Here is a 12,710-nt window from a genome sequence, read left to right on the forward strand (position 1 = left end):
ATCATTAATAATTGTCTCTGAACTCCGGATCTCCACCGGAAAAGACGAAAATAATCTCCCAATGCCCTTCTTTATATATGGAAAAATCAAATGACATCGATGAAGCGACGCGTTGCGTACCATTCATAAGACGGTCGTAACGGAATACGACGTGAGCCTTGTCTCCATCCTTATTGGTATATTCGGTCGGTATATCATTCAAAGGAATGGGATAGGCAACCTTATACCGGACATATTCATCTGTCATCTCCATGTCGAAGCCATGCACCAAATGTCCCCAATCCGTTCCGGAAAACTTACGGGGAGAAATCGGCTGATAATCTTTTGTCATAAACCGGAAAGTCAGCGTATATTCCTTTGACCCGTTCTCTACGTCACGTCGAAAAAAAACATTGATATCTTCTGGATCCATTAACCCGAACAAGGAACTTTCCCCCACCTTATACATCCGGCTCACGCTCGTGGGGTGCACGTAATCTTCAGTCACGATACCAGTCGTTTCATCCATATTAGTAGGTTCATAATCCCGTTCACGATACGGAATCAACCGCAATCCGGTATAATCCTTCCAACCACCGGAATTCGTCACTCGTATATCAAAGACATAACCACTGTCCGGTGCACATTTTACGAAAGAAGACAAAGCATTTGCCCACAAAATCAATTCGCCGGAATGTTCGCGCACCTGCAACAGGCTTCTGTTCTCATAACCTCTTTTGGCTTCAATCTCTTCCAATGAAGTTTCCGTTCCCAGATAAGGTGTATGCCAGACTCTGACCGGAAACTCTTCCGTCAACTCCGGTGCTTCGCTTCCATCCTTACGCACCACACGGGTTATCGAAAAAGTCAGGGGTTGCGTAGAATTGCCGGGACTAAAGTTTTCAGAAATCAAATTATTCCGTCCCAACACCGGGCGATAAAGCGTGGTCGTAAAGCCGGCATCTTTATCGAATGCATCCAAACTCTCCGGAACAAACTTATCTACACAGGACTGTTGCAACACCCCCACCACAACAACTCCCATATACCAACAAACTTTATTCTTCAACTTTTTTCTTTTCATTTCCATAATTATAAAACAACTGTTCAAAATTATTAAAACCGAACTCATGCTCCTTCGATAAAATATGCACCCAAGCGTTGGAAGTGGCCAGATTGAATGTCTCAACCTCCGCATTAACCCATTGCGTAGTAACCTTTGAACCGGAAGTCTCCACCAAACGCATGTAGCGCGACCCCAGTTCTTCCGCTCCGGAAGCAGAAATTCGCCCAGCCTCCATACGCATCTGGTGTCCAAAAGTCAAAGCAACAGGTTCTACAGCCCCACCGACTTCGCTGATATTCTGCATCGTATATTCCCCATCAAAACAATAGGAACAAACCAAAGAATCCAATAGCCTGCGATAGTCATAATTCCGTGCCACAACAATCGTATCAAATTCTTCTGTCGTAATTTGATTGATAATCGTATCCCAAACTGTAAAGGGTTCTATCAAGAAATCTTTTAGAGACAACTCATCTCCCAACTCATAGGAACTACGATATCGGTTCAGGGCATACAAAGCCTTTTCAAAGCAAGGATCCGGAATGGCAAACACCGTCATCGGCACATGACGTTCCAAAGAATCTTTCAATCCGGGAAGACTGTCTATCAAAAAAAGAAGAGAATCGAAAGTCACTTGTGGGTGAGCATCCTTATCCGCAAGATAAGCATACAACGTTCCCGCATAAGTTTCCGTAGCCGCCTTTGTCGTCGGTACTTCTCCTATCTCATATTCCTGACAAGAAAACAGCCCGCATACGGCCATGAATAAAATCACATTTTTCAAAAGTATTTGTTTCATGATATTTATCGTACTTTAAAATTCATACCCATTATAACTCGCTCAAAGCAGATTCAATTATTCCCAATACGGATTTTGATGAATTAAACTATTTTGCTTGATGACTTCTTCGGATACAGGCCAGTAAATGCCTCCATTACTTATCAAGTCAAGAAGCTGCGGATTATCTTTGAGTATTTTCTGTCTCCTGACCAGATCATACCACCGATGTCCTTCTCCAATCAATTCCCTACGCCGTTCTTCAAAAATATTATTTATCAGTTTGCGGATATCACTTCCGAAATCCTTCTTGAAAGACAAAGAAGCCAGCCCACGGTACTTCCGGAACTCATTCAATTCCTGAATGGCTTCATCCCCCCTGTTGATAGCGGCCAAAGCCTCCACATGTAGCAGCATCATATCCTCCATCCGAGAAAAAAGAATAGAGGAACCGAATACGGCAAAATCGCCATCCTTTCCTGCCCCGTTCTGCACGACATTTATCTTTTTGAAAACAGGCTTTGAAACGTTCATATCAAAATAGGTCGACTGATACTTATGCGTTATCGTATCCATACCAAACCGCACATCCTTAAAATCTCCATATATGACTGCCAACGAATCCTTCATCACATATAAATCCGGATATAACTTCTGAACGTACGGTTTACATAATGTCCACTGTTCCAGATGTCCGCTTTGCGTCATATCCATATTGTCTTTATAAACAAAATTAAAGGCAACCAGACGATAGGGTGCATAAGTCGTCGTACTACCACAAAACAGTCCTGTCTCGGAAACGACATTCTCCACATCCAGACAAATTTGTTCCTCACCGATACCTATTTGAGTGTAATTATCCAACACATAAGCGGAATAAGTCTCAGCATCCGCATAATGTCCTGTCCAGGCTGACAAATGTGCCAAAATAGCATAAACGGATAACTTGTTCAGCAGTTTCCCTTGCCAAAAAGACGGACTTTGGCGATAATACTGATTATTGTCACTCCCGAATTGGAAAGGAAGTTCTTCAGCGGCAGCCAACAGTTCATTTTTAGCATATAGTAAAACTGAGGAAGAAGGAGATTTTCCTATTTGGGGAAACGAACCGTTGTCATAAGATGAAGTCACCAAAGGCACATCGCCCCAAATCCGAGCCATATAGAAATAAGCCAATGCACGCAATGCACGAGCTTGGGCTACATCCCACTTCAGATTCTGTTCCGAGTAAGCCATGTCTTGCCCAACAATGGCTTCCACATGCTCCATATAAACAGAAGCAGCATTCACTACGGCATAAAACCGTCGCCAGTCGGCTACATGATTCACTAAAGACAGATTGCGGTTCAAATCATTATGTATGATGGCATCCAAATCATCCCGGCTATCGGTATGGAAATCCCCCAAACGTAATTCTCCACAAACCCACTGGGTATTATTATCAGCCAAAGCCGCACGCATCAAGCCATATACTCCCATCAAACCGGAACGGGCATCTTCCAAAGTTTTCCAATTCTGGGTATCCGGCAAGGCATGATGAGATTCTTCGTCTAAAAAATCACTGCAAGAAAACATCCCACAAGCCGCTATAGCCATACATAGGCCACAAAAGAAATCTCTAATATAAAAAACTATCTTTTTCATCTGTTTCTTTTTGAAAGATTAAAAACTACAACGAACTCCCAACGTGACGGAGCGAGGTATCCCCATGCCATAACCCCGATAATATCCGTCAAAATCCACCAATTCGGGATCATCGCCGCTAAAATTAGTAACAGTAAACAGATTATTTCCTGACACATACACATACACGCTATGTTTTGCCGTAGGAACAGAATACCCCAAAGTAACAGACCGCAACTTCAAGTAAGAAACCTTTTCCAAATACAAATCCTGATCAGCCCGGTAAGGATGTACCCCACTCAATACGTTGTAACGCGGGTAATCCATCGGTACATTTCCGCTCTGCCAAAAAAAGATTTCTTTCGCACCGGCCAAATTGTCCCCCCTGTCAAGCGTCGCAAAATCATACTGTTGATAAGCCCTGTAATTCATCGCAGAATGACCGGCGGCAAAGAAGAATGAAGCACCTAAATCAAAACGTTTGAATTTTAATTGGGTAGAGAATCCACCTGTATATTTCGGCAAAGAATGGCCTTTCAGGACTTTGTCTTCATCCGTTATCTTATTATCGCCATTCTTATCTACCCATTTCGGGTCGCCGGCCTTCAGTTCCACCCCGTTCACCGTCATCTTCCGTCCGTCTTTTACAGGTACTTCTGCATCGGATTGATAGATTCCGTTGTTTTCCAGAACATAAAAACGGTCAACGGCTTCACCCACTTTCAACAACCTTCCATCCGTTTCTGCCTGTTGAAGCCCATCTGGAAGAGAAGACAATTCATTATGATTGAAAGCAAAATTTGCGGCGACAGACCATTGCCATCCGTCATTAGGCTGATTCACTAAAACTCCGGCCAACGACAACTCCACACCGCGGTTTGTAATCTCCATACCTTGTTTATATTGTCCGTCATACCCATATTCATGAGCCACAGGCAATTTTACGAGCAGATTTTTATCCCTATTAGAGTAAAAAGAAACATCTGCAGACAACCTGTTCTTCAACCACTTAGAACGTATACCCCATTCTGCCTTATCAGCATAAGGCCATTCTACCCCAAAACCTATCCATCCAAAGGTATAAGGGCGAGTAGCCGTGGCATATTGATTATACGAACCGGAAATCCATGACCCACTCCAACCGATATTCTCTGATGTAGATTGAGGCCCCATTCCGTAACGGTCGGACGGGAGGTAACGGCCGATTCGTGCCCACGAACCAAACAAGGCAAGATCGGAAATCCAACTGATATTTTCCATCAAAGAATGCTTCAAATTCCAATTTAAGTTTGCAGCCGGAGTAAAAAGCCACTTATGGTTCGGGTGTACGGAAGTAACCCCGTCATAGCGAAACATCACACCTGCCGATAAATAGTCTCTCCACCGATAGCCTACATTCAATGAGGAATTCATAAAATGCAATACTTCCTGATCCAAAAAGTTGGTTACTTTATATCCTCCTCCTGAAGTACTTTTATGCATATCATCGTTCCCATCATATCCTCTGGTATAATTATAATGAAAACGATCTTCCTCCATAGCTCCCTTCAAATCAAAAGAAAGCTTATGCCCTTTCGTGAAATCTATATCATATCCCAGATAAAAATCCCCGATAAACCGTCGATTATAGGCCGAATAATTTGATGTAAAGTTCATAGACTCAATGACAGTCGTAGGCCAAAAAGCATTACGTACATCCGTCTCATAATCAAATTTTACAGATACTCCGGCACGTAAAGCACGCCAAAGGTAATTTAAAGCCAGACTACCATTCAATGCAATATTGTCATTGTCATCCTTCGAATCATCCAAGTAAGAAAGATAAGTGCCACTTCCGGACTGAGTCGGAGGCAACGGCGTAGACAAGGACGGGAAATATTCCATCTCCGCATAACGATCCCTTAACGTATTGTTCCGCGAACGTGATGCTTTCGTGGCTTGCAGGATCGTACTTACCGTCAAGCCTTTTACGGGCATCATGTTCAAATAGAAATCAATATTGTATTTCGAATAGTCTGTATTATCCGCCATACCCTCATTGGTAGCCGTCCCAATAGCGAACAAATAATTGGCAATACCTTTACCGCCGGCGACAGACGCATTCACGTTATATTGCAACTGGGGAGTGTTATAATAATCCTCGGCCCAACCCGGTACTCCGAAAAACATAGGATCGGTTCTATCTTTCAAATAAGCAGGAAGATAACGGTCCAAATCCGTACCTTCGGGGTAAAATCCGGCACGGAAATTCCGCTCATCGTTTGCATTCGTCATCCGCACATCCCCGTTGGAGGCCATAGATGCCGTTAAACTGGCATCTACCGTAACATTCGGTCCTCCCCTGTATCCGTCCCGGGTCACAATCCAAATGGCTCCGTTAGCTGCCAACGGGCCTAACTTAGCCAGCTCGTAAGGGTCTTTTATAACTTCTATCGACTCTATATTGGCCAAATGCAAACCGGCCAGAAGATTAGTGGCTGTCCCCAAAGGATTCACGTCATTATTCTTTATACTATATGAATAAGCCCGGTTTTCTATGATAGGAACCCCGTTGACGTATACAGCCGGCTGAGTAGACATCGCATCGACTTTCGAGAACAAAGGAACGGACGTTCCGCGCAAAAACATGGCTTGCTGCGTTCCGGGTTCCCCACTCGGCTCCTGTATGTACAATCCGGGCACTTGTCCTTTTAAATTTTGTTGAAGAGAAATGTACGGTGACCGGTAGACTCCCATCATGTCGACCGAGTCCGGTAGCCCCAAGGCCTTACACGGTTTTTGGGCTTCCTGAAGAAAATCCTGTTTTTCTCTCTTTTTCGTACCGTCCTTCAGTAAGGTATCATTCCTCAAGGCTTCTTTTCGATAAGATGTCACACTACTGCCTGCATCCGATTGTGACAAAGGGTACCTATAGTTCATGCAGTATGCACTTCCAGCATACAGCATGGAAAAACAATATACCGCACAAAACGGATAGGTGATTCGACTGTATCGTCTTCCTTTTCTTTTGTTTTTCATACAAATTTTAGTTAATTCGACATGGTGCAAAAATAAAGGTATATTAAAAGAATGCAGTACAATATTCAACCAAGTTAACCCGTTTTTAGACCAAATTAGAGAAATCCAAAGATAAAAATCATTCAATCAAAGATATTTTTGATTCAGAAACCACATATAAAGCATTTATTATCAAAATAATACAAAAACCTCCCTATCAGTTTCATTCGGAAACGAATAGAGAGATGCGTATCGCCTTTAAGACAAACAGTAATCCCTAATATTTGATAAAACCAAGTCCTCCCCGTCAGACATCCAGTTCACGCCTACGTAAAAATTCCGTCGGGGTGATTCCGAACTGTTCCTTAAAACAGGTGGAAAAATACTTCGCACTGGAAAATCCGGTGGAATAAGCAACGGACTCCAATGATGTCTCCCCCTTTTCTAAAAGTTCGTATGCATGCTTCAGCCGGATATTTTTCACAAACTCTACGGGCGAAAGATCCGTGATAAGCTTTATCTTACGATAAAAAGATGATTTGGACATTCCCACCTCGCGGGCTATCGTGTTCACATCTATATCTATCGCCTTCTTCATATTATGCTCTATAATCGAAATTACCTTATCCAGAAACTTCTGATCCAGAGCTGACATTTTCAACATGGCAGTCCTCACTTCCCGCTCTTCCTTAAAGTCTCTTTGGGCACAACGCTTATGTTCCAAGAAACTTTCCACTCTGGCTTCAAGCACTCTCAGCTCGAACGGTTTAGCCACATAACCGTCACATCCGGCCTTATAACACTCTATTCTGTCTTCCGGAGCGTTTTTTGCCGTCAATAAAATCACCGGAATGTGGCTCGTATTAATATCGGCCTTCAAATGGCGACACAGTTCAAGACCATCCATATTCGGCATCATCACGTCACTGATAATCACATCCACAGCGTTATTCTCAATCACGGCAACAGCTTCTATACCATCGTGTGCCAACAGGACTTTATGGCGGTGCGAGAAAACACGGCACATTACATCCAATAAGTCCACATTGTCGTCCACCAGCAACATACAACCGTCCACTTCCTTTTGCGGTTCAGTCTTCTCTAATACGGAATAGCCCACAATATTTTCTTCGTGAGGAAGTTCAAGCTCTTCCACCGCCGACATATCTTCCTGAGGAGCAAATTCTTCCGGCAAATAAGCAGATTTCTCCATCGGCAAAAGAACTGAAAATTCAGTCCCCTTACCGACCGTACTCTCCAATGCAATCCGTCCGTGATGAATCTCAAGCAACTCTTTTACCAGAGACAGCCCTATCCCGTTTGCTTCTGCCGCCGTGTCCGTCGTAGCAGTATAAAAACGATTGAATACAAAAGGCTGTTTTTCAAGAGGAATGCCCACACCGGTATCTTTGACCCGAATCAATGCTGAACGTACACCGTCATTTTCCACCACAGAAAGAGAAACAGTGATTTCACCGCCTTCATTCGTATATTTATAAGCATTAAACAACAAATTATACAAAACTTTCTCCAGTATATCCCGGTCAAAGCAAGCCGAAATATGGGGCTTCTCCGCCACAACGGCAAAAGAGATATGCTTCTTGTCCATCAGCACGGAAAAGTTCATCCGGCATAAATCTTCTATAAAGACTGAAATATCTCCCTCGGACACCTGAAGGCTCATTTTCCCATTCTCAATCTTTCGGAAGTCAAGCACTTGCTGAATCAAATGTTTCAATTGGCGCAGGCTGCTTCTCATTTTATCCAACTGGGGAATTCTGTTTTTATACGTCATGACCATATCGTCAATCAAACAGGATATGATTGTGATGGGCGTAAGGAAATCATGAGATATATTTGTGAAATAGCGTAACTTAGCCTGTGTCAGTTCCTCGCTCTTTTCCTTTTCTATTTGAATAATCTTCAATTCGTTGCGCAACCTGACACGGTAGACTGCCCATCGGTAACAACAATATGCAAGTATCCCGCAAAGGAACACATATACCACATACGCCCACCACGTCTCATAAAAAGCCGGTTTACGTTCTATCAAATAGGAAACCGTCTTCGCACTCCACCTCCCTTCACTGTCCGTGGCACGCAGTTCCAATATACTCTCTCCCTTGGGCAATTTGTTATAATAGGCACGAGGCAGATTATTTCCGGTATATACCCAGTCGTTGTTTACGCCCTTAATCCGATAGGCATACAGTACTTGCCTGGGAGAAGAATAGTTCAAAGTCGAAAAATCAATTTCAATATCATGAGCGTCCGCCCCCAATACAAGTTTCCGCGACTGTATATCCAACAATCCCTCTTCAGAAAAGCCTCCGTCCAAGATTGATTTTCCTGAAACCCTCACATCCGTGATATCCACATCCACAGCCTGTGCCTTTCCTGCCAAATCAGACGTCCCCTTGAAACCGGTAATTCCTCCGTCTCTACCATAATAATAGACACCATCATAATAGAAACAGGCATTCCGCTCAAAAGAATGTATTCCGGTATCGTCCAGTCCGGCGTATGACTTTATCACCTCATTATCCGGACTGAATTCTATCACATTTTTAGCCGTAGAGACCCATATATGCCCCTCTTTACCCGTAATAATGTCGTAAATAGAAGCATTGATATAACTATAAAATAATGGAGAATAATCTTTCGCCTTGTTCGTCGCTATATCCCAAGCCTGCACATATCCCTCCGTCGTGCCAATCCATATTTTCCGACGGTGCACATCGGAACAAAGGGTCTCTATATTATCTGAAAGCAATGTGCTGTTATGCGCATTAAAATGCATAACCGTATATTTCACGACCTCGCCCCGACGATATTCCGGAACAATCCGATAAAGTCCGTGCCCGTGGGTCCCCAGCCAAATAGCTCCTCGCGTATCAATCTCCATGGATGAAATATCATGGATATCCACTTTTATTACGGCCAATTTATCGCGGTCTGTACGACAAACCACGAGACCATAATCCGTCGCAACCCATATATTCCCAAGCGAATCCTCTTTAATTGATAAAGGAACTCCCGCACCTATACTTTTAAGATCTAGAACCTTCTTTAGAGTGGGCAATTTTACCCCCCCCCTCTGTGTTAAAAATACATAAATTTTAGGTGCAAATTTAGCTCCCACCCAAACCTCTTCTTTCTGCGAAGAAGGTGAAAAGAACGTAGAAATATCTCCCAAATCCCCTAAATCATCCGTAGACTCCAGGTCACGGCAAAAGAACAGAGAATTATCGCTAGGGGTATACCACCCCAAACCGATACGGTCGTAATTAATCCAAAACAGCTCCGCGTTATTCTTGAATATCCCCCGGACGATAGGACTAAGCCTTCCCGTTTTGTCTTGCCATACAGGCAAAGAGTAATTAGAGATTCGGCTGTCATTGACAATCAACTGATAAGCTCCGTCCCCGGCTGCAGAAATCCAAATATTCCCCTCTCTATCGGCACAAATCCGATTAAACAGATTATTCGTCTGGGTGGCCAACTTGTCCGACGGTATAGCTACCAAATGCCCGTTTTCAATCCGGGCGATGGTCAAACCATAATAACCGAGCATCCACAAATATCCCCAGTGACTGTCTTCGAACAAACAAAAAGCATACTTCAAATTCTGAACCTCGTCTTCGTTCTCGCCCGACAGAGACTCGCTGACATAATGAATGGCATTCTTGTCGTCCACCTCCATCCTGAACAGTCCTTCTCCCCATGTAGAAAGCCAATACCTTCCTTGCCTGTCTTGCAACATACGAAAAGGATTGTCGTATAACCCCAATCGGGGCATACGCTCGAAACGATCCGTCGTCCGGTTATAACGGTACAACCCGCTTTGCCAGAAACCGGCCCAAACCGTACCGGCCTCATCTTTATACACCATGTTCACGCTGGTCACGGGAAGGCTTGAATCGTAAGACTTGACCTCAGACAAATCCGGACTAAGCCGTACCAATTTCTTATATGAACCGACCCAGATATACCCCTCATCGTCGGTCACGATGGAGCGTATTTCATAATTCGTCAACAAAGAATCCGTAAAAGAAATGAACCGATTGGTCCTCTTATCCCACGCACACATTCCTTTCTGCGTACCGATGAGTAATTTTCCATCCCGTGTCTCGGTAATTTCCCGGATGTCGTTATGAGGCAAAAGTGTAGGATACATTGGAGAAGAGCGAAAGACATGAAGCCCGTAGCCATCGTAGCGACACAACCCGTCGGTAGTGCCCAACCAAAGTACTCCTTCCTGGTCCTGATACATACAATACACCTTATTGGAAGGCAACTGTCCCAACAAAGGAAACGGTTTCACTGAAATCTTATCCAATAAACTCCCGCAAGCCCAAGCCGTATACAGTAAAAACGAAATGAGAAAAACCACACTCCTTTTTTTCATGGTGTCTAATCAATCTGTTTTTTCGCATGCAAAAATAATAAAATATAGCTATATGCTGTCTTTCACAGTTCTTTTTTCTCCTTTTATTTTCTGCGCCAAACGATTTTTCGTTCTCAGCCAAACGATTTTTCAATCTGCGGCAACTGATTTTCGACTATGAGGAACACGGTTTTCACCCCACATAAGTGAACCATTTTTGCCTTTATTGAACTATAATCTTCCTCAGACGATATTAGATTGAATTTTGTCCTAATCTGAATAAAAATCGTCCCTTACTCATTTTATTTTTTATGAATTTTGCATCAGAAAAAAGCAAGAGTGAAAGAAACAGGTAAAGTTTTGCCAGGTATAAAAGATGTTTTCAGAATAATGCTTTACCAGATGTTGTATATGTATGATTAAAAAAAATAGAATATGAAAAGAAATTATGTAAAAGTCATAGCTGCTGTAGTGGGAATGACCATGGTGTACTGCCCGCTTACGCTCAATGCCAAGTCGAAAAAGAACGCCACAGCCGCCCCGTCGGAAATCGCCATTCACGGATATGGAGAGACTGCGTCGTTCACCGTAGATTCCAGAAATCTGCGTTCGGACGAACCCATCCTGATTTCTGCAACAAACGGATTTGAGGTTTCTCCCCGCGAACTTTCTCCTAACAGCAAGGGTACAGTGACCGTGAAACTGATAAGTTCCAAACAACAAACCACAGGGAAGGTAATCCTTCGCAGCGGTGACACCCGTTATTATGTCGCTGTCAAAGGAGCCGGAAAAGCACTCCCTGTCAAAGACTTATCCGCCACTCCCACCTACCAAGGAGGCGAAGAGGAAAATTTTGAAAAAGCATTCAATCCGTCTGCCGACGGATACACGATAGAATTCAAGGTGGCGACACCTACGGATGGAGATGAATTTTATCCTTTCGCCATCGATTCCCAAGGCAACGGCTTTAAAAGTTATGTCTCTTCCACCGCTTTCGGTTTATTCCATTCTACTTCCAAAGCGGACGGTTTCACAAACCCGTCGACCAACGTAACCGGAGGACGAGGCAAATTCTACAACAACGATGGCAAAGCACATACCTATAGAATTGCCGTAATGCCGGACAACCGCGCGTTCTTCTATCGCGACGGCATAGCCGTGGACACAGTACGTCTGCACGACTACGGATTGCAACCCGACTTTGCCACCGGCAATGGAGAACTAAAGGAAAACCTGCTGAAGAATCCGGGATTCGAAGGGGAATTCGAAGTTTTCGGTATTAAAAATGCAGAAGACGTGGCCAAAAGCATAGAAGGCTGGTATATAGACATACACGACTATTGGTGCAGCCAACAGTTTATCCTCCCGGAAGAAATAGACAACACGGTCGACGTGGACAATCACATCGCCAAAATCGTACCCTATATGTGGGCCAACGGTTGGGGCAACGGCAATATCAACCAAATTGTCGACGTGGCGCCGAATGAAACCTACACGCTCACGGCACTGGCCAAAGGCGGAATCCGGGAAAAAGAGGGAACCTTAGCCGCCACTATGTTTATTGAAGAAATGCAAGACCGTGAGAAAAGAACCAAGGTGGAAATTGCCAGCGATTCATGGGAGACTTACTCTTTGGACTATACCACCTCTCCCGATTGCCGTCAAATCCGTGTCGTCTTCCAGACCGAATCCGGAAAATGGGGCGAACACAGAAGCCCGTTCGAGATAGACAACGTAAAACTGACCGGAGTATCACGCCAATATACCCCCAAAATCGGCTTCATCAACCATAATGCCAAGGTGGAATACTTCACATTCGATACCACCGGGGCATACGCTCCGGCATCTCCTGAAATTACGGTAAATATCAACTAACCTGC

The 12,710-nt window shown here is 43.8% G+C and carries 6 protein-coding genes; 1 reads left to right on the top strand and 5 read right to left on the bottom strand.

Going from position 1 to position 12,710, the window contains the following annotated elements; genetic code table 11:
- Window positions 1-4: 4 nt before the first annotated feature.
- From HMPREF9441_RS01935 to HMPREF9441_RS01955, 5 genes are all read right to left on the bottom strand, one after another.
- A complete protein-coding gene (locus HMPREF9441_RS01935; RefSeq protein WP_253270807.1) occupies window positions 5-1,048 on the bottom strand; it encodes a DUF5007 domain-containing protein in 1,044 nt (347 codons plus the stop codon).
- Window positions 1,038-1,844, bottom strand: a complete 807-nt coding sequence (locus HMPREF9441_RS01940) for a hypothetical protein (RefSeq protein WP_008617371.1) — start codon at window positions 1,842-1,844, stop codon at window positions 1,038-1,040. The genes HMPREF9441_RS01935 and HMPREF9441_RS01940 overlap by 11 nt, the downstream gene beginning before the upstream one ends.
- Before the next feature lie 57 nt (window positions 1,845-1,901).
- Window positions 1,902-3,467 carry a RagB/SusD family nutrient uptake outer membrane protein gene (locus HMPREF9441_RS01945; RefSeq protein WP_008617372.1) on the bottom strand — a complete coding sequence of 522 codons (1,566 nt, stop codon included), beginning with the start codon at window positions 3,465-3,467 and terminating at the stop codon, window positions 1,902-1,904.
- Between the two features lie 18 nt (window positions 3,468-3,485).
- Entirely contained in the window at window positions 3,486-6,464 is a 2,979-nt protein-coding gene (locus tag HMPREF9441_RS01950) for a SusC/RagA family TonB-linked outer membrane protein (protein ID WP_253270808.1), read from the bottom strand.
- Window positions 6,465-6,750: 286 nt separating this feature from the next.
- Window positions 6,751-10,851, bottom strand: a complete 4,101-nt coding sequence (locus HMPREF9441_RS01955) for a hybrid sensor histidine kinase/response regulator transcription factor (protein ID WP_008617375.1) — start codon at window positions 10,849-10,851, stop codon at window positions 6,751-6,753.
- 414 nt (window positions 10,852-11,265) lie between these two features.
- Between HMPREF9441_RS01955 and HMPREF9441_RS01960 the strand changes: the two genes are divergently transcribed.
- A complete protein-coding gene (locus HMPREF9441_RS01960; RefSeq protein WP_008617377.1) occupies window positions 11,266-12,705 on the top strand; it encodes a carbohydrate-binding protein in 1,440 nt (479 codons plus the stop codon).
- The last annotated feature ends 5 nt before the right edge of the window (window positions 12,706-12,710 follow it).

The organism is Paraprevotella clara YIT 11840, from assembly GCF_000233955.1.
In the GTDB taxonomy this organism is placed as follows: Bacteria; Bacteroidota; Bacteroidia; order Bacteroidales; family Bacteroidaceae; genus Paraprevotella; species Paraprevotella clara.

What these genes read in the sequence shown, in the direction of transcription:
- HMPREF9441_RS01940 (WP_008617371.1), bottom strand. Translation starts at nt 1,844, where the DNA reads ATGAAACAAATACTTTTGAAAAATGTGATTTTATTCATGGCCGTATGC.
- HMPREF9441_RS01945 (WP_008617372.1), bottom strand. Translation starts at nt 3,467, where the DNA reads ATGAAAAAGATAGTTTTTTATATTAGAGATTTCTTTTGTGGCCTATGT.
- HMPREF9441_RS01950 (WP_253270808.1), bottom strand. Translation starts at nt 6,464, where the DNA reads ATGAAAAACAAAAGAAAAGGAAGACGATACAGTCGAATCACCTATCCG.
- HMPREF9441_RS01955 (WP_008617375.1), bottom strand. Translation starts at nt 10,851, where the DNA reads ATGAAAAAAAGGAGTGTGGTTTTTCTCATTTCGTTTTTACTGTATACG.
- HMPREF9441_RS01960 (WP_008617377.1), top strand. Translation starts at nt 11,266, where the DNA reads ATGAAAAGAAATTATGTAAAAGTCATAGCTGCTGTAGTGGGAATGACC.